Origin of the sequence: Rhizobium sp. R693 (assembly GCF_002211315.1) — a bacterium.
Lineage (GTDB): Bacteria > Pseudomonadota > Alphaproteobacteria > Rhizobiales > Rhizobiaceae > Rhizobium.
Genome location: NZ_LOKY01000001.1, coordinates 203,599 through 221,216, shown reverse-complemented (window position 1 = coordinate 221,216; position 17,618 = coordinate 203,599). Strand labels below are relative to the sequence as shown.

Here is a 17,618-nt window from a genome sequence, read left to right as displayed (position 1 = left end):
CGTGGAGCCATTCGAGGTAGATAGCGGATCATGACGTGTGGTAGTTGAAGGACATGATCGATAAAAGCCACCACCTTTGGCCCGGCGTCCCGCTCGCTTTGGGTTCCGCTGTTCTCTTCGGTGCCTCCGCGCCACTCTCGAAGCTCCTTATGGGATCAATCGATCCTTGGCTGTTGGCTGGAATTCTATACTTAGGGGCTGGATTTGGCCTCGTTATCGTCAGTTCGGGCCGCCGCCTGATCGGACTGCCAAATGTCGAGGCACCGCTCCAGGTGAGAGATACCCCCTGGTTGGTTCTGGTGGTCCTGTTCGGAGGCGTGCTCGGTCCGCTTCTCTTAATGCTGGGGCTTGCTCGCACGTCAGCATCATCGGGGTCGTTGCTGCTCAATCTTGAGGGATTGGCGACCATGTGCATTGCATGGTTGGTCTTTCGTGAGAACGTTGATCGCCGATTGCTACTGGGTGCGGCCGCCATTCTCGCGGGCGCGGCCCTGCTGTCATGGGACGGCGGGACGCTCAATCTCGATGTTGGTGGGCTGCTTATAGCGGCCGCATGCCTGTCATGGGGTATCGACAACAACCTTACACGAAAGCTGTCGTCTGCTGACCCGGTTCAAATTGCCATGATCAAGGGGCTTGTGGCCGGTGCGACCAATCTTGCATTAGCCATCTTATTCGGCGCTTCATTGCCGACCCCCGCTTTCGTCTTCGCCGGTTCTATTGTTGGTTTCCTCGGTGTGGGGATCAGCCTTGTGATGTTCATGCTCGGGCTTCGCCATCTTGGGGCAGCTCGCACCGGAGCCTACTTCTCTTTAGCTCCCTTCATCGGCGCAATGCTCGCTGTTGCTTTCTTGGGCGAGGCCATAACGGTTCAGCTTGTCGGAGCGGGAATCCTGATGGGCATTGGCTTGTGGCTCCATCTGGCTGAGCGCCACGACCACGAGCATTTCCACGACGTTTTGGAGCACGAACACTCGCATATCCATGACGAACATCACCAGCATGCCCACGAGGGACCGTTCACCGAACCCCATTCACACTGGCATAGACACGAACCGCTTAGGCACAAGCACGCACATTACCCTGATCTACACCACCGCCACTCGCATTAATAAAAAGACGCCGCCGCCCCAAGGTCCTGGCGACAAACTCAAGCGGGAGCAGCACACCGCTTTCGTTTCAGGGCGAGACTCGGACCGTAATAGTGGATGCTCAGCCGCTGGACGACCAGCCGAAGTAGATTGCGGTGGCAAAAGCGACTTCGGCCAGCCCGATCGCCATGCAGAGCAGAAAGGCCGAGACGAGGAGTCTTCTTCGAGTCGTCTTTCGCATAGAAGGCTTTTAGCCTCTGAACGATGAGACGATCAAGGTTGGAGCTCGCCGGCGACTACCTGTGGCCGGTATTATCTCCAAAATTTCTTGGCATCGATGACGTCGTCGAGCGCGGTCTGAGCGGACCTGATCATCGCGTCTTTGTCTCCATGGACGGTGAGTGCCTCCGCCTCCGGATGATCGCCAAGCCCAATGTCTGCAAGCACGATTGCGCCAGTAACGAGATCGTTCAAGGCACCGAGTTGATCCTGCAATTCCTCCATGGCATCGATGAAGCGCTTATGGCGCCGGGCACCTTTCTTGTCGTTGTAGAGAGAGGCGAAGAACTCTGCCGCGTAGCGAAGTTTTTTGCATCCTTGCGCGCCTGATGCCGCTGCTCGTCATCGACGTGGGCAAGCGCCTTGCCGTGTTTCCTCAATTTCTTTCTGGCTTGGTCGAGGGCGAATGCAGCGTAGTCGGCCGCAGGACGATCTCGCTCTTCGGCTGTCGTCGGTTTCGACAGATAGTCCCCACTGTGCAGCCACTCGTTCAGGTCCAGCATCAAGGCGCGGCCTCGAAAGCCATTCAGCGCATCTGACGCGTCCTCGTAGCGATCCTTCCGCACCTCCTCCAAGCGATCGCGGAGATCGCCTCGAGGTTTCCGGGACAACAGCACATCCACGTCGCGTGCCTTACCGAGCACGCCTGCCAGGTGCCTGAGTTCGCCGTTGAGGCGCGGGCTCTCTGCGTCTGAAACGACGTGCTTGAAAAGCGAGAACGCGGAACGCATGCGACGAAGCGCGACCCGCGCCTGGTGGAGGGCTTCCGGGTTTGCGTGACAGCGAAGGATTTCCTCGTTCAAACGGAATTGCCGGAAACAGGCGGAGGCGATTGCCTGAAAGGCCTCAATCGCTCGCATGCTCCGGTCAAGCTCGATCGGCTCCGCCTTCGACGCCAGTTGCCGAGGGGCGATCAAACGGTAGCCGCGCCCGGCTTTCGAGACGATGCCGAAACGCAGGGGGACCACCGCCTCGATCTTGCGCGCAATGCCGAACAGGGCATTTCGGTCGCCATCCTTCAGTTCGATCTCGATTTCGCAAATCCGCGTCTCCCGGTCTCCCGCTCTGACCAAGCCCTGATCCGCGACGACTTCGACGTCAGCACCGTTCTCCTTTGGTCGCCAAATCTGTCTTTCGACTTCAACGGTAAACTGCGGCTCGAGGTCCTGAAGTATGTCGCCGAACTCGCGTTGAAGGGGCGTCGTGTGATCAAAGACAGGTCTCTCATCTGTAAGGGGCTGCTCCCACACCGATCGCGCAAACAGCGATGCGACAGCGCCGGCTGCCTTGACGGCCTGCGTGTAGGTCTCGCCGATTCTCCGGATACGTAGTGTAAAGCCGGACTTGAAGAGGTCGTGATTGCATGTGTCGAAATAGATCGAGCGCTGCTGTACGGTCTCCTCCGGGTCTCCCAACAGTTCCGAAGAAATCAGCCGAGGACGGTCTTCCCGTGAGATGTCGAGCTTGATTTCAACTTCCGCGTTCAACTGAGGCTCCATGCTGAAAGTGGACTTTCCGGAAACGCCTCGTTCTCAAAATCGTTCGCCCGTTCTGACGCCACGGTGACGCCAATTTGAGAGTCTGCAGCGGCCGGCACAATCATTATAGCTCTTTGGCAGACCCGACGGCCATCAGGCAGTGAGGCATGGCCGAGCATCGTTTGCGGTCTGCGGGTCGCGCAAACGAATCCGTCGTGGAAGCCTGATACTCGATCTTTGATCGAAACGAATCCAACAAAGCGAGGCCGATCTGAGCGCCGTTAGCCGCGACATGATAGGAGCCCGAAACCACTCATCGTTTGGCTATCATCCGATGGTTGAGATTGAACGTGTACGTTCCTGTTTCCAGTCCATCTGCGATGCGTGCGAACATTTCGCCAATACTCTGCGCATCTCTTCTGCGGAAGGCCTCATCATGGTAGTAGATGACGATTTGCCCCAAATTCCCACCCGCCGTCGGGTCCATGTCGACGCATAGATAGTCGCCCCCGCCGTTTTCCATAAAAGGAATCCACTTGGGCCACCACCACACTGGCCGGACACCCACGTCGGCATCGATTGGCGCATGGTTTGGGTTCTCGAGATTCTTGCCGCCTGGAAACTCCTCGAGCAGGAATTTGTAAGCCGAGACCATCTCATCGAGTGTCATTAAGCCAAATGCGCCCGCTAGCGAGGGAGAGCTGCTGGTGGCACCGTTCGTGAAGCTCAATAGGGCGTGCAAATCGGGATGGAATTGCACCCCAATTTCCCGTTCGGCTTGGGTTATTTGCTCCAACGACGCCGGTTCGCGATAGATCGGAAGAAATCGAGGCGGTGCGTGCGCGGCGAGCCATGTGTCGATGCGCTTCATATCTGCGACCAGTTTCTCCGGCTGGATGGCAAGCGGATTGGACGACTCGGGAGCCGCCACGCTTCGACGTGGCATCGATAAGCCAGCGGCAAGCGCCCCGAATATGCGACGAGTAATGCGGATCAAGGATATGCCTCACGTTCGACTGACCCACGCAACGGGTGTTTTGCGGATAGCATCAAAATCCAATAATCTCCAGGAGGGGAGTGAAGCCATTGAAATCATGCGCACGTCGCGCCTGGAGTCGCGGCGTGCCTGCCGAAGCAGATCAGGCAGCTTTCTGGATTACGAAGGCGGCGGAGCAAAATCTACCGAACGCCCAACTCTTCCTGAGCGGAATGTATGAAGCCGGAATTGGCGTGCCTAAAGATCATGAAAAGGCAAAATACTGGAGCGGGAAGGCGGACAATGCCATCAAAGACGTCCTCCCTCTATTGATGCCCACACTATAGGTTCCAGCCGTAGAGGGTTTCGAAGGCATGTCGCCGCCGAGGAAGCAGCCCGACGGGTTCGAACCGGAATAGGTGCATCAGTAAAAAGTCTAGGGTTTTTCAAGAGGCGCGGGCTCATCAGCGACAACGCAGCAAACCTGGTACAAATCATCCAAACAAGCGTGCAGATGGAACATGCAAGCGAGCATTGGCAGATGCGAGTCTGTCAGAGGGCGAGCCAGATAAATAAATAACTATTTAGATACAAAAAATTGTTTTTAATTTCCGTGGGTTAATATGTTGTGTCTGGATTCTGGTCGCCGGTCCAACCTTGACAGTGCGCCGGTTTCGCTGTCAGCTTCAGGCTGAGGAGACCGCCCAGGATCTGAGTCACTGGGCTTCGTGAATTTCCCAGGAGGACATTGCTGTTATGTTGAGATTTGCCGTCGTCGGGATCGATCATGGGCACACGTTCGATCACGTGAGGGGCCTGCTTGCGGCGGGTGCCGAGTTCGTCGGATATTGCCCGCAGACCTCAGTGCCTGCGCTGCTGGAAACCTTCAAGAAAACCTATCCAAATGCCCCGCAGATCGATCGCGACACAATCTTCGCCGATCCGTCGATCGACGTCGTCTGCATCGCCGCGATCCCCAGTCACCGTGCAGGATTGGCCGTCCGCGCGATGCAGGCCGGCAAGGATGTCATGACCGACAAGCCCGGCGTGACGACATTTGCCCAACTCGAAGAGGTCAAACGCACGGTCGCCGAGACCGGCCGCATTTTTTCGATCTGCTTTTCCGAGCGCCATTGCGTTCGCTCTGCCGTCAAGGCGGGCAAGCTCGTCAAGGAAGGCGCGATCGGTACGGTGATCCAGACACTCGGCATCGGGCCGCACAGGCTGCAACTGCCGACACGGCCGAATTGGTTCTTCGATCCGGAGCAATTCGGTGGCATTATCGTCGATATCGCCTCGCACCAGGTCGATCAGTTCCTCTTCTATACAGGGTCGACCGGCGGTGAAGTCGTGGCAAGTTCGGTCGGCAATTTCGGCATGCCCGACAAGCCGGCATTTCAGGACTTCGGCGAGGTTCTGCTGCGCTCGGAGAAAGCCTCGGGCTATGTGCGTGTCGACTGGTTTACGCCGGAGGCTCTGCCGACCTGGGGCGATGGCCGCCTGACCATCCTTGGCACGGAGGGCTACATCGAACTGCGCAAATACATCGATATCGCCGGGCGCCCTGGCAAGGACCACCTCTTCCTCGTCAATGGCAAGGAGATGACGCATATCGATTGCAGCGGCGAGAAGCTTGACTACTTCGATGCCTTCGCTGCCGATGTGCGCGACCGGACCGAGACGGCGATGTCGCAGGCCCATGTCTACGAGGTCTGCCGCCTATCACTGGAAGCACAATCAAGGGCCGCGCGCCTGGGTCACCGCTAAGGGAAGCTATCATGTCCAAGAAGTTTCGCGTCGGCGTCATCGGAGCAGGCATCGCTTCGCGCCACCTGACGGGCTTTGCCTGGAACAAGGAGCTGTTTGACGTTGTGGTCCTTTGCTCGCTCGACGAGGACCGCGGCCGGGCGCTTTGCGAGGAATTCGGCATTCCCGAATATACCCAGGATGCAGAGACGATGATCGCTCGCTCCGATCTCGATATCATCGACATTTGCACCCCGCCGAGCTCTCATTTCGAGCTGTGCCGTCAGGCAATCGAAACCGGAAAGCACGTCATTTGCGAAAAGCCGCTGTTCGGCTCGATAGCTGAGGTCGACGAGATGGCCCGCATTGTTGCGCGCGCCGAGGGTCCGCAACTGATGCCGATCTTTCAGTATCGCTACGGCTCGGGACTTCAGAAACTCAAAATGCTGATCGATCTCGGGCTTACCGGCACTCCATTCCTGACCACAATCGAGACCCACTGGTGGCGGGGGCCGGACTATTATGCCGTGCCATGGCGCGGAAAATGGGTGACGGAGCTGGGTGGCGGCCTGCTTGGACACGCGATACACGCGCACGATATGCTGAATTATGTGCATGGCGCATGTGCCGAGATCTTCTCCTACGGGGCGACGCTGGTAAATCCGATCCAGGTCGAGGACACGGCAGCTCTGTCGGTGAAAATGAAAAACGGTTCGCTGGCGACGCTGTCGATGACGCTCGGTTCCCGTAAGGAAATCTCTCGTCTGCGCTTCTGCTTCTCAGATCTCGTCGCAGAAAGCATTCTCGAGCCCTACACAATGGGTCGAGATCCCTGGAGCTTCATTGCCGGGACGGAGGAGCACCAGAAGCGCGTGGATGAGGCGCTGGCCGATTATGTCGTCAAGGAAGACGGCTACACCAGACAGTTCGAACTCTTCCACCATGCGCTGACCACCGGCGGCGAGCTGCCGGTGACGTTGGAAGATGCCCGCAATTCGCTGGAGATTGTCACGGCCGCCTACCATTCGCAGCGCACGGGCAAGCCGACGCCACTGCCGATCCTCGCCGAGCATCCGCTCTATCATTCCTGGTTGCCGGAAGAAGAGAGACGTCTGGTCGTCGGAGCCTGAATCATGATCAAGAGCTTCGAGCATGTCGGCATGGTGACTGGTGATATGGACCGGTCGCTTGCCTTTTACCGCGACCTCCTGGGCCTGCGTCTTCATTTGCGCAAGACCATGGCCAACGGCACGGACGTGGCGTTCCTCGACACCGGCAACGGCATGCTTGAGATCTTCGCGCCCCTGGGCGGCGCCAGATCTGCATCGGATCTGCCGCCCGCCACATCGGGCGTTCTGCATATTACCTTTCTTGTCGACAACGTCGATGAAAGTTTCGCAAAGCTCCAAGCGGCAGGCGTGGCAATCAAGGAGAGGCCGCGTCCCGCCGTCAATTCTGAAGTGCTGGACCGCGTGGCCTTTCTTCGCGATCCCGACGGTATTGTCGTCGAGCTCGCGTAACGCCGTCGTGAACTGAAACGCGATTGATCCCAAAAACAAACAAGGCCGCCGCAGATTTTTTTGCACTGCGGTAACGACTCCGCAATGCCCATTTGGTAGCCTGACGATGACGATACATTCCTTCATGGCTGGGGGCTGGCATGTCACACAGCAAAGACGACTGGATCAATCAGCGCGCTTACGCACTCTGGGAAGCCGAAGGGCGACCGGAGGGTCGCAGTGGCGAACATTGGCAGCAGGCCGCCCTGGAATATCAACACCTCGAACTGACCCGCGCTTCCGTTGACGGCAGCGATCTTATCGCGCGCTTGCGGGCAATGGGCCGCCTGATGCGTGCCAGGGACGCTGAAAATGGCATCGACACCGGCGCACCGGAACAAAAAGCATCTGCATGATTGATATTGCCCGGCGCACGATGACCGTTGCTTCGGCGCAGACCGTCCCATTACTCCCGCAGGAGAATGTTGCCCGACTGCAGCCAGGACGGCGGCAGACAGTGCGGTGTCGACGAGAGCGGCGAAATGTTTTCTGAGAGGTCACGCACCAGGCCGCCCGAAACCCGGTAATGCGACAAGTGCGAGACTGATCGACATGAAGTTCCTCCAACCAGAGGAAAGTCAGACAAAGGGAAAAAGCATAAAATCCCTGTAAAGCGGCTCGCGAACCCTCGAGGAGCGAAAGATTACATAGCCGAAGCACGCGACGTTGCGTTATCACGCTCCAAAGGTGGAAAGCTCTCGATCATGAATCACGACAATAGCCGCGACGCTCCCCCCACGATTGCCGATGTTGCGCGCATGGCGGGTGTCTCGCGTGCGGTTGCAAGCCGAGCACTTTCCAACGAGCCGCGACCGGTATCGTCCGAGAAGCGAGAGCGCGTCATTGCCGCCGCTGCAAGCCTCGGCTACAAGCCGAACCTTTTGGCGCAGAGCCTGACGACCAAGACCGTCAATCTCGTCGCTGTCGTCGTCAATCACATCCATGATCTCTCCGACCTCGATCTCTTTGACCGGCTCATCGATCAGGTCCAAATGATCGGCAAACAGGTCATCCTGATCCGCATCGGATCTGTTGCGCGCGTCGAGGAATTCCTGCGCAATGGCGTCGCCTACCATGTCGACGCTGCGCTGGTGTTTTCCGATTTTGCCGACGCGCCGACCGTTCGTCGCATGTTCCGCTCCGACCATGTCGTCATGCTGAACGGTCTTCACGACGAGTTTTCTCCCGTGATTATCCCTGACGAGCACGCCGGCATTGCCGAAGCCGTTGCTGATGCAGCATCGAAAGATGTGCGCAGCGCCGTTCTGGTGACCGGACGGGCGTCTTCTCCTGTCGAGCAGGCGCGCATTCGCTCCTACCAGGACGCCCTTTCGCACTATGGGATCAATCTCCTTCGAACGGTCCAGGGCGACTACTCCTATGAAAGCGGACATGCGGCGGCGACGGAGATCAGGGGCGTTAATCCTCCCGACGCAGTATTTTGTACATCCGATGCAATGGCGATGGGCATCCTGGACGTCTGTCGGGCCGACTTTCCCGATGGTCGTCCCTCATGCTTCCGGCTTTACGGTTTCGACAATCTGTCGCTGACCGATTTCGACGCCTATCCGATCTCGTCGATCGGCTATGACAAGGCACTTTATGTCCGCCATATCGTCGATTCCGTCGCCAATCCCGGCAATTTCAAACCGGGCCAGCCGCCGGTCACAGTGCCGACCTGTTTCGTGCCACGCCTGACCGCCTAACGAGAAACGGACCGCCCGAAGACGGCCCGCAAACAGCTTACCACTGAGGGTTCAGGGCAGGGGGATTGGATTCCGGTCCCCACCACTTCTTGTAATTTGTCGCATAAGCGCCCGACTGGATGTAGTCGGAAACGAACATGTCGAGCCAGCGCACGAACTCCGGATCTCCCTTGGCGACGGCGATCCCGATCGGATCGTTGGAATAAAGGCCCGGCAATGTCACGAGAGACGGGTTCTTTGTCGCGAGGTAATCGAGCAGCGACGAATCCTCAATTGCCGCATCGGCTCGCTTCTGTTGCAGTTGAAGAACACCGTCAGGTGCAAACTGATCGACATAGACGAGCTGGGCCTCAGGAACGGCGGCCTTCAGGAAGCTCTCGCCCGTCGTACCGCGACCAACGACCACTTTCTTGCCGGCGAGGTCCTTCAATTCCTTGATGCCCGCGTCCTTCTGAACGATGACGCGCAAGCCAGCGCGATTGTAGGGGATCGTGAAGTTTACTGTCCTGGCGCGCTCGAGCGTTGCGGAGGTATTGGCAACGGCAAGGTCAATCTGGCCCGAAACGAGCATCGAGATACGAGCGTCGCCCGAGACGTCGACGAATTCCGCCGGCACGCCGAGCTTCTGGGCGAGCTGCGTTGCGACATCGACATCATAACCGACCGGGTTGTTTTGCGCATCACGGAAACCGATCGGCTCACCACCGAGCGACACACCGATGCGAACGGTGCCGCGCGAGCGGATGTCTTCGATCATTCCCGCAAGGGACGGAAGTGCCGAACCGGCCACGATGGCCATGGCGGCAAGAGCAGTCAGAATGCGTTTCATGGTTTCATTCCCTCGTTTGATTTATGCCAGTTTCGCTGCCCGCAGTTCCGGTTCGGGCATCTTATCCTCCCAGAGCCAGTAGCGAATCTCGCCCTCGCATCTGAAATTTACGACCTCGTGGTTCCCCTTGGCATCGACAGCGTGGATCACGACGCCGGCCAGGAAGCCGCACGAGAGCTCATTGAGCTCATCGACGGCGAGCTTCACGGCGTCTGAGAGCGAATAGCCGAGCTTCATCGCAAGAACGACCGTGCGCGCCGTCGAACAGCGCATCGTCATTTCGCCGGTATGCGTGCACGCGGCCGCGCCGTAGCGGCTGTCGGCGTAGAAGCCAGCGCCGGGGATGGGGCTGTCGCCAAGCCGACCGGGATATTTCCACGCCCAACCGGAGGTCGACGTCGCCGCGTGGATGCCGCGCTTGGGATCGGCGGCCAGGAAGACGGTCGTGTCGCGAACGCGCTCCGGATCGGTGATCGCACGACTGAGAGGGGCCAACGGAATGTCTGGAAACTTCGCCAGATCCTCAGGCGAGAGTTCCTTTTCCAGTCGCTCCCACCAGACCCGCTTGCTGTCCTCGAACAATACACTGTCTTCTGAGAAACCGATTTCACTGGCAAAGCGCCGCGCACCGTCGCCGGTCAGCATGACGTGCGGCAGGCGCTTCATGACCTCATGTGCAAGGCGTGCGACGGCAAGCGTATTTGGAACGGCGCCAACCGTGCCGACTTCGCGCGTGTTGCCGTCCATGACCGCGGCATCAAGCTCCATATTGCCAAGCATGTTGGGCCAGCCGCCGTAACCGACGCTGCGCACTTTGACGTCGCTTTCCACCTTGCTGATCCCGGCAACCATCGCGTCGAGGCTGACTGCACCGTCACGCAACATTTCGACGGATGTCGGAAAGCCCGGCCAGGCTTCTTTATTGGCCAAAAGGAGCATCTTGAACCTCTAATCTTTGCGCATCTTGGAAAGAAACTGGGCAACCCGCGGCTGCCCCATGCCGCCGTCGGCGGCGAAGAACGCCTTGGTCGGCAAGTCGACCAGCAACCTGCCTTTATCGAGAAAGACGATGCGATCTGAAATCTGCCTGGCGAACTCGACCTCGTGCGTGACGAACAGCATCGTCGTGCCATCCCGGGCGAGCCTGGCAAGAATTGTCAGCACCTCCCCCGTCATCTCCGGATCAAGCGCGCTGGTCACTTCATCCAGCAACAGGTAACGCGGCTGCATTGCGAGCGCGCGGCAGATGCCGACGCGCTGCCGTTGGCCCCCTGACAGCTGCGCCGGATAGGCGTCGGCCCTGCCACCGAGGCCGACCGATTCCAGCAAGCCGCGGGCCATCGCTTCCGCCTCGCTGCGAGGCCGCCTCAATACCTCGACCGGCGCGAGCGTGATGTTGCCGAGCACCGTCATGTGCGGATAGAGGTTGAAAAGCTGGAAGACCGTGCCGGAGCGCTTGCGTGCTTCGGCAAGCTCCTTCGGCTTGCTCACATCGAACTCGTCGACCATGATCCGGCCGCCGTTGAGCTTCTCCAAACCGTTGATGCAGCGGATCAACGTCGACTTGCCGGAGCCGGACGAGCCGAGGATCGAGACAACCTCGCCAGGCTCGATCGTCAGATCAACGCCATCAAGTACCGTCGTGTGGCCGAAGGCCTTCTTTACGTTTTCAACTCTTATCATTTCAGAGCCCTCTCCAGGCGCTATGGGCGCGAAGGCGTTTTTCAAAGCGCGACCCGAGCCATGCGACGAGCTTGGAGGCGAGGTAATAAAGCAGGCCAACGGCCGTCCAGACGATAAACGGCTTCAGGGTCCGCATGTTGAGGATGTTGCCAATCTTGGTCAGGTCGACGACGCCGATGACCGAGATCAGCGATGTCACCTGCAACTGGTTGACAAGCAATGCGACGAGCGGACCAACCGCAAACGCCGCCGCCTGCGGCAAAACGACGTGACGAAGCACTTGCCAGCGGCTCAAGCCAAAGACGCGCGCCGCTTCGATCTGGTCGCGGCCGATCGACTCAATCGCCGAGACCGCAATCACATAGGTGAATGCGGCCGTGTTGGCCGAAAGCGTGATTGCCGCTGCGGTGACCGGCGTGACACGGATGTGAAGAAGACCAGGTAGGCCGAAGAACACCAGAAACAATTGCACCAGCACCGGTGAATTCTTCAAGAGCTCGGAAACGAAGGCGATCAATTCGCTCAACACCGGTACGTGATAGTAGCGCACGATTGCCCAACCGATGCCAATCACCAGTCCGAGCAGTGAGGTCCCGAGGAAGAGGGCGACATTGACGCCGAGACCCTGTGCGAGAAGAACGAGGTCGAAGGGTGTGAAATCGGTGAAGCGCATCAGGCAACAGCCTCCCTCATGTCACGGTTGAGGCGACGGTGGAGGAGTGCGATTGCGAGCGAGACGAGGTAGGTCAAAATCGCATAGACGACGAGCAGCACGACATAGACTTCGAAGGGCCGGTATGTCTGCGAGACCACGATCTGTGCTGAACCGGTTAATTCGTTGAGCGTGATCGTTGAGAGGATCGACGAGGTGAGGATCATGTTGATGAGAACCGAGCCGAGTGGCCGCACCGAGGTTCTGAGCGCGATCGGCAAGACGATGCGCGTGAATATCACACGCCGCGACAGGCCACTGACCTCGGCTGCTTCGATGACGCCCTGGTCGATTGCCAGGATACCGGCTCGGATCACATCCGAGGCGTAGGCGCCACCGGCGATCGACAAGGCGATCACTCCGGTCGTGAACGCATCGATATAGATACCGATCTCCGGCAGGCCATAATAGAAGAAGAACAATTGCACGATGAAGGGCACGTTGCGGAAAATATCGACGTAGATGAACGACGTCCTTTGCAGACGTACCGACGAAGATGTTCGCGCAATCGCCACGAATGCGCCCATGATGACGCTGCCGACAAGCGCGAGCGCGCATGCTTGTGCCGTCAGGAAGGCGCCTTGCGCGAGAAAGCCGAGATGAGGCAATAGAACCGACAGGTCGAGCCGCACGATGCCTCCATGAGTAAAGTGAAACCGGTTTCATCGTGTATTGCAGATCAGATATTGTCAAGAATGCCGGGAAGGTTTCCTGGTGCGTCCCGTCATCCGTGAGCTAAGGGATTGGCGCCAGGCGGCCGATCTTGCGAAGATGCAATGAAAAGCCGTGTCAGTATGATGTCCTGTCTCGCAGACGCCGGACAGTTGCCCACATGGAACGAGGATCGCCATGAGCCATATCTCGCAGATCGATTACGCAACGGTTTCCGAAGAGATCAGGGCGGCACACGACGAGGAGGTGAGGGTGCGCGGCCGGATGACGAACATGAAGCGCACATTGTTGCATTCGCCGGTCGCCCATCGCGTTTACGCCGAATGGTTCACGCTTCGCGCCGAGCTCTCTTCAATTGCCGATAGACCTATTTGGGTCTTCTCGCACGCCATTTCGAAAGCCGCGAACTCGAAGATTGCCATCACTTTCTTTCGCCGGGCACTGATCAATGCGGGGTTCGATCCGGACGGCCTGATACTTTCTGAAGAAGAACGACTTCTAAACGCTTTCGGCAAGGCAATCGTTGCCGATTCCAACGCGATCCCCGCAGAGATCTGGACGAAGCTGAAGGATCGCTACGATGCCAAGACGCTCGTCGATCTGGTGGCTCTTGCTGGCATCATGCTTGCGACTGCGGTCTTCAACAATGTGGTCGAGGTTGACTTCGATCCAGAGCTCGAAGCCTTCGCGGAGACTGTAAAGTAGGCACGGTTGTTGCCTGCCCAAAAAGTTGGAAGACAACTGGGGATTGGCGCAACGAACCAAGAAACTTTTGGCATCCTTGGTTTTCTCGGCCAGGTTGACACCAGGCCGACATAGCATGGCGGTGGGCCAATACCGCAAGAAAACTGGCCTTTGAGCCAACAGGAGGAGGCGTCAGTCCCTCTTGAACTCGAACAGTTCGATAACGTTGCCTGACGGATCTTCGAGCAGGATGGCACGGCCAGCACCGCCGTCGCTTATCTCGCCGCGGAAACCTGCATTGGCTTGGCGCAGTCGCTCAATCAACGCATCGAGTTCGTTGGTGATGAGCATAAACCGGTTCCACCCGCCCGGCTTCGGGTTGCCGCCAGCCTGACCGCCGCTTCCTGCACCTGGGGCGCTCGAATAAAGCGTCAGCTCGTCGCGCACGAGCGCGGCGAATTTGCCCGGACTGTGCTTGTCGAGCCTGAAGTCGAGGTTGTTTCGGTAGAACGCGACCGCCTTGTCAACGTCGGCAACGATATATCGGACGGAGACCATTCAGGCTTCTCCTATCGTCTGATAGCGACACGGGTATAATCTAGACCAAAATCGCCAGGCAGACAGCTGGTTCCGTACCCTGCCTCGGTATCAATCGTTAGATTTCACTAGAATGTGGTTTCCTGTACCAGCCACCACACCGGAAGAAATGCCAGCGCGATAGCTGCCAACCAGACCGAGGCGAACTTGATCAGGTATTGCCGTCTCGCTTTGGCTTCGTTCCATTCGTAGTACATCGCCAACTCCCAACTTTAGGCTTCCCTACTGAAGCACCGCGTCGGCCGCGAGTCGAGTGCGCAACTGCAACACTAGCCATCGCTCGCTTCAACCATCCCTTTTTTCCTTTCACCAATCTGGAGCTTGCCATCGACGCTGGCGACCGCGTCGACCATTGCGTGACACTGGCGCTCGTGTTGTTGGGCTACGAGCCAAACGGTGCCGGGCGATTGTCGCAATCAAGAGCATCCGCGACGCGGTGGGGAACTGGGATATGGGCGGTTCCGTCGGTGAGGATATACGTCGAAATAAGGCGTTGATTTAGCCGTAGCTTGAGGAGAGCCTTTCGAGGGACGCCAGCCGGCGAAGTATATTTATGGAGAGTTTCATGAAGAAAATCGTGATCGTCAGTATGGTGATGCTTGCTTCCTGCACAGGGGTCTCTCAGCGAGAACAGGCCGTCCCCTACACCTTATCGCAGGACGAGCTTTCTGCGGTTCAGGACGGAACTCGCAAGTTCCTGAGAGATCCTGCCAGCGCGACGTTTGCAAGTATCAGAGCTTCACAGAAACCGTCCGGGATCTATGTTTGCGGCATTGTGAACTCCAAAAGCCAGTCGGGAAATTTTACAGGCGGTGAGCCTTTCGCAGGTGTCTTGAGAACCACGAATGTTGGGAGAAAAGCGACGTTGTCGTTCGCCCTGACCACTCAAGGCAATGTGCGAACAGACCTGGATTCCGTGTGCCGGCAGAACGGTATCGTCAGCTGAAGTTCACCCTCGCGCTGCGAAAAACATCTAGGAGAGACGCGGGCCAATCCAGTCAGTGCCCGATCGCGCTACAGTTGGCGTTCCTGCGGCGGTAGTTCGCATGCTCGATTGAAGGAAGCCCGGAACCAGGCGCTGCGGCTTGCCGGCCTCGTCATGGGTATTGATGAGAGATACGGAGTTCCGGTGAGTGAGCACATCGGCCGGTCGTGCTGGAAAGCACAAGGGCTTAGAGTGGCACCATGAATAGGAAGGCCCTCATACGGTGGCAATCAACATTCAGCCATCCCGTGCGCCAAATTCATGTCGTCTTGGCCGTATGTCCTGGTTCATCAGGGCAGCTTGAGCAATCGACCCGGTGAGCGGGCGCAGCATCTCGAACATCTCGTAGACGATTGGAGGGGAGGAGACCATCACGCTTTGAGGCCGCATCTTTTTCGCCATCGATACCGACTTGCGCGACGCGCTCCTGAGGCGATCAATGCCCTTGAGAATAGCCAGCATGTGTTTGGCTTCCACCGCATCCATGGATGAAAGTGGAACGCCGTCGAGCCGCGCCGGCTCTTGCGTTGCTTGATCGATGATGGACCAGAATTCCCCTTGCGAACAGAGGCGATATTCGCCGGCCATAGCTTTCCCTTTCTTGCAGATGAACCAAGCTTGGCAGACCGCGACAGTATCTGCCATTTGGCAAATATGTCGGTTTCCTCACTCAAACGTTGTATATTTTTGATTGCGATATCAATCGCTGCCATGGCGCCGCTGGGTGGCAGGTCTGTATGCGGCAATGCGCGTGGCGATGCCTTTGACGGACCGGAAGTCGGTCGTTGAAAGCTCCGGATTGTTCGGGAGGCGCGAGGTTGCTCGGCCGCGCTGACTAACGAGCTAATAAACGATCGTTGATATCGAGCCGCCGCACGAAGCGGAGAGGCGTCGCACATGGTTTGCGCGCCCTTGTCCCTTTTCGCTGGCTTTGCGGCCATCTTCTACAACGAAACGCCACCAGAATTTCCGGTTTGGCCGGAGGCGCTTCTCGCTGAGACAGGTCAGTCCTCCCATCCTGAGGCGATTGCCATGATAAAGGTGGCGGAGGAGTTGGAATGTCCGATCCGGCGCAAGGCTAAATGTCATTTTCGGCCGCCACACGGCATGAAGACCAGCCCCGATCTGACCGGCTGATAGCGGTTGCAAGATCAGATCGGGCGGCGGCGGCTCAGTCTACATAAACCCATAGCGCGCCACGTCCTTGGTGAAGCGGCTCTTGTCCAGCCAACGTGCCTCGGATTGCGGGTTCACCGAACCGACAGCAACTTGCGGACGCTCCTAAACGGCACGATGCGTGGCACGCTTGCGGCGTATCGATCGTATTCGAGGAAAGCACTCCGAAGTACGCGCTCCTCATTGACCATGCGCCTGAGCTGCAGCATCCAGTGTACAGCGCCAAGCAAGACCGTCCAAACGGATAGGTTGAGGATGATGAAACCAATCACCGCGACTTCTTCGGTGAGATAGAGAGGATTTCGCACGACAGAGTACGGCCCGGAGGTAATAAGGGTGCGTGCCTCTGGCATGACACTAAAGGCCCGCCCCAAATATAAGAGCACGTATGCCGAGGCCAGACATCCGATGATCGTTAAGCCAAGCCCGATCAGGCGAAACACCATTGGCATCTCTGTAGCGGGCGGAAGATAGCCGACTACCAAGACCATAAGGAATGTCCCCGACATCGCGGTAACGTAACCCTCGATGTTTTCGGCCGAGCGGATGGGCGGCAACCGCGTGATGGTAACGACGCTCATCATTCCAGCGAACACCACAGAAGAAAAATCAGCCGCCACTGTCACCATATCGAGGAACTTGAGATCGCCCCTCGCGAAAATGTGATGGATGGCAACCACCCTGCTGATCATCACCGGGATGAAATAGAGACAGATGCAGATCCTGCCAACGATGTCGGCAATAGCCAGGTATCGACTGCTCATTGGTTCCCCATCGGTTGTATGGAGGCAATCTGTGCATGGTTGCAGCAAATAGCAATCGCAACCATCGAATTTGTTTACCGATGGTTAACTACGCTGCTCGCGCATGGCCGTGATGATCTCGGCATGCGAGGATAGGCAGGCCAAAGAAACGAGACAGAACAACGCGGTCCCGAGCAGCGTCGCCGGCATCAGCACGGACCAGTCGCCATGACGCATCCGAGGGAGAATATAGACAATGAGACTGGCTTGAGCGCTACTTGTCCCGATGTTGGCAAGCACCAGAGCTATCAACGCAGTATGCGAATGGATGAACCGCGTTCGAAGAAACTGTTGCGGGTGGAAGGAAAGATACACGCCGATAACGGCGGCTGATGCCAGAATGGCGACCACGCCCGAAATCGGGACGTTCGGAATGCCCAACAACATGAACACCGGCAACCGCATCAAAGGCAGGATTGTCATATAAAGCGCCCAGACAAATGGGCTTGAAGGGAATAGGGCTAGCAAGAGCATGCTGGCAGCGAATGTCGCGCCCACTGCGTAAACCAAAGTGGGGCCGAGACGAATACACTTCATGGCCAAGTCGCGCATAACGTTGCCCTCACGGCGTGCATTGGTTTTGGAAAGCATTAGCCGATACATGCGCAAGACTTATCGGTCCAGAACAGAAATGGTTAATCC

21 protein-coding genes and 1 pseudogene are annotated in these 17,618 nt (G+C 57.8%); 9 read left to right on the top strand and 13 right to left on the bottom strand.

Going from position 1 to position 17,618, the window contains the following annotated elements:
• The first annotated feature begins 53 nt into the window (after positions 1 to 53).
• Complete coding sequence (locus tag ATY79_RS01075; protein ID WP_088702690.1) at positions 54 to 1,112, top strand: DMT family transporter; 1,059 nt, start codon at positions 54 to 56, stop codon at positions 1,110 to 1,112.
• 291 nt (positions 1,113 to 1,403) lie between these two features.
• On the opposite strand, the gene ATY79_RS31205 is transcribed toward ATY79_RS01075, so the two are convergent.
• From ATY79_RS31205 to ATY79_RS01065, 3 genes and pseudogenes are all read right to left on the bottom strand, one after another.
• Positions 1,404 to 1,565, bottom strand: coding sequence for a hypothetical protein (locus ATY79_RS31205; protein WP_245312305.1), 162 nt, complete (start codon positions 1,563 to 1,565; stop codon positions 1,404 to 1,406).
• Positions 1,566 to 1,595: 30 nt separating this feature from the next.
• Positions 1,596 to 2,869 (bottom strand): annotated as a pseudogene (locus ATY79_RS01070) (CHAD domain-containing protein); the annotation flags it as partial.
• 292 nt (positions 2,870 to 3,161) lie between these two features.
• The gene (locus ATY79_RS01065) at positions 3,162 to 3,845 is read right to left on the bottom strand and encodes an SMI1/KNR4 family protein (protein ID WP_088702689.1); all 684 of its coding nucleotides are present in this window, start codon (positions 3,843 to 3,845) and stop codon (positions 3,162 to 3,164) included.
• Positions 3,846 to 3,970: 125 nt separating this feature from the next.
• On the opposite strand from ATY79_RS01065, the gene ATY79_RS01060 reads away from it, so the two are divergent.
• The 6 genes from ATY79_RS01060 to ATY79_RS01035 all read left to right on the top strand — a co-directional run bounded on the left by ATY79_RS01060 (position 3,971) and on the right by ATY79_RS01035 (position 8,835).
• The gene (locus ATY79_RS01060; protein WP_088702688.1) at positions 3,971 to 4,171 is read left to right on the top strand and encodes an SEL1-like repeat protein; all 201 of its coding nucleotides are present in this window, start codon (positions 3,971 to 3,973) and stop codon (positions 4,169 to 4,171) included.
• A gap of 409 nt (positions 4,172 to 4,580) precedes the next feature.
• Positions 4,581 to 5,591 (top strand): Gfo/Idh/MocA family oxidoreductase, encoded by a 1,011-nt coding sequence (locus tag ATY79_RS01055; RefSeq protein WP_088702687.1) that lies wholly within the window; start codon positions 4,581 to 4,583, stop codon positions 5,589 to 5,591.
• A gap of 11 nt (positions 5,592 to 5,602) precedes the next feature.
• A complete protein-coding gene (locus tag ATY79_RS01050; RefSeq protein ID WP_088702686.1) occupies positions 5,603 to 6,700 on the top strand; it encodes a Gfo/Idh/MocA family oxidoreductase in 1,098 nt (365 codons plus the stop codon).
• Between the two features lie 3 nt (positions 6,701 to 6,703).
• Positions 6,704 to 7,090: a VOC family protein gene (locus ATY79_RS01045; protein WP_088702685.1), complete on the top strand. Its 387-nt coding sequence runs from the start codon at positions 6,704 to 6,706 to the stop codon at positions 7,088 to 7,090.
• Positions 7,091 to 7,230: 140 nt separating this feature from the next.
• On the top strand, positions 7,231 to 7,485 hold the full coding sequence (locus ATY79_RS01040; RefSeq protein ID WP_088702684.1) for a DUF2934 domain-containing protein: 255 nt from the start codon (positions 7,231 to 7,233) through the stop codon (positions 7,483 to 7,485).
• Between the two features lie 348 nt (positions 7,486 to 7,833).
• Positions 7,834 to 8,835 (top strand): LacI family DNA-binding transcriptional regulator, encoded by a 1,002-nt coding sequence (locus ATY79_RS01035; RefSeq protein ID WP_088702683.1) that lies wholly within the window; start codon positions 7,834 to 7,836, stop codon positions 8,833 to 8,835.
• 37 nt (positions 8,836 to 8,872) lie between these two features.
• Here ATY79_RS01035 and ATY79_RS01030 read toward each other — a convergent pair whose 3' ends face one another.
• From ATY79_RS01030 to ATY79_RS01010, 5 genes are read right to left on the bottom strand one after another with little or no spacing between them, the layout of a single operon-like run.
• Positions 8,873 to 9,664, bottom strand: coding sequence for a transporter substrate-binding domain-containing protein (locus tag ATY79_RS01030; RefSeq protein ID WP_088702682.1), 792 nt, complete (start codon positions 9,662 to 9,664; stop codon positions 8,873 to 8,875).
• Positions 9,665 to 9,685: 21 nt separating this feature from the next.
• On the bottom strand, positions 9,686 to 10,603 hold the full coding sequence (locus ATY79_RS01025) for a N(4)-(beta-N-acetylglucosaminyl)-L-asparaginase (protein ID WP_088702681.1): 918 nt from the start codon (positions 10,601 to 10,603) through the stop codon (positions 9,686 to 9,688).
• Positions 10,604 to 10,612: 9 nt separating this feature from the next.
• On the bottom strand, positions 10,613 to 11,347 hold the full coding sequence (locus tag ATY79_RS01020) for an amino acid ABC transporter ATP-binding protein (protein WP_088702680.1): 735 nt from the start codon (positions 11,345 to 11,347) through the stop codon (positions 10,613 to 10,615).
• Position 11,348: 1 nt separating this feature from the next.
• On the bottom strand, positions 11,349 to 12,020 hold the full coding sequence (locus ATY79_RS01015; protein ID WP_088702679.1) for an amino acid ABC transporter permease: 672 nt from the start codon (positions 12,018 to 12,020) through the stop codon (positions 11,349 to 11,351).
• Entirely contained in the window at positions 12,020 to 12,691 is a 672-nt protein-coding gene (locus tag ATY79_RS01010) for an amino acid ABC transporter permease (protein WP_088702678.1), read from the bottom strand. The genes ATY79_RS01015 and ATY79_RS01010 overlap by 1 nt, the downstream gene beginning before the upstream one ends.
• A gap of 217 nt (positions 12,692 to 12,908) precedes the next feature.
• Here ATY79_RS01010 and ATY79_RS01005 point away from each other — a divergent pair, with 217 nt between their 5' ends.
• A complete protein-coding gene (locus ATY79_RS01005; protein WP_088702677.1) occupies positions 12,909 to 13,436 on the top strand; it encodes a hypothetical protein in 528 nt (175 codons plus the stop codon).
• Between the two features lie 171 nt (positions 13,437 to 13,607).
• Here ATY79_RS01005 and ATY79_RS01000 read toward each other — a convergent pair whose 3' ends face one another.
• On the bottom strand, positions 13,608 to 13,973 hold the full coding sequence (locus tag ATY79_RS01000; RefSeq protein ID WP_088702676.1) for a VOC family protein: 366 nt from the start codon (positions 13,971 to 13,973) through the stop codon (positions 13,608 to 13,610).
• A 107-nt stretch (positions 13,974 to 14,080) separates the two neighbouring features.
• Positions 14,081 to 14,209: a hypothetical protein gene (locus tag ATY79_RS31830; protein ID WP_018858765.1), complete on the bottom strand. Its 129-nt coding sequence runs from the start codon at positions 14,207 to 14,209 to the stop codon at positions 14,081 to 14,083.
• Between the two features lie 368 nt (positions 14,210 to 14,577).
• Between ATY79_RS31830 and ATY79_RS00995 the strand changes: the two genes are divergently transcribed.
• On the top strand, positions 14,578 to 14,958 hold the full coding sequence (locus ATY79_RS00995; protein ID WP_245312288.1) for a hypothetical protein: 381 nt from the start codon (positions 14,578 to 14,580) through the stop codon (positions 14,956 to 14,958).
• 276 nt (positions 14,959 to 15,234) lie between these two features.
• Here ATY79_RS00995 and ATY79_RS00990 read toward each other — a convergent pair whose 3' ends face one another.
• The 3 genes from ATY79_RS00990 to ATY79_RS00975 form a co-directional block, all read right to left on the bottom strand.
• Positions 15,235 to 15,642, bottom strand: coding sequence for a hypothetical protein (locus ATY79_RS00990; RefSeq protein WP_088702674.1), 408 nt, complete (start codon positions 15,640 to 15,642; stop codon positions 15,235 to 15,237).
• Positions 15,643 to 16,247: 605 nt separating this feature from the next.
• Positions 16,248 to 16,937, bottom strand: a complete 690-nt coding sequence (locus tag ATY79_RS00980) for an isoprenylcysteine carboxylmethyltransferase family protein (protein WP_189637936.1) — start codon at positions 16,935 to 16,937, stop codon at positions 16,248 to 16,250.
• A gap of 84 nt (positions 16,938 to 17,021) precedes the next feature.
• Entirely contained in the window at positions 17,022 to 17,567 is a 546-nt protein-coding gene (locus tag ATY79_RS00975) for a hypothetical protein (protein ID WP_245312287.1), read from the bottom strand.
• Between the last annotated feature and the right edge of the window lie 51 nt (positions 17,568 to 17,618).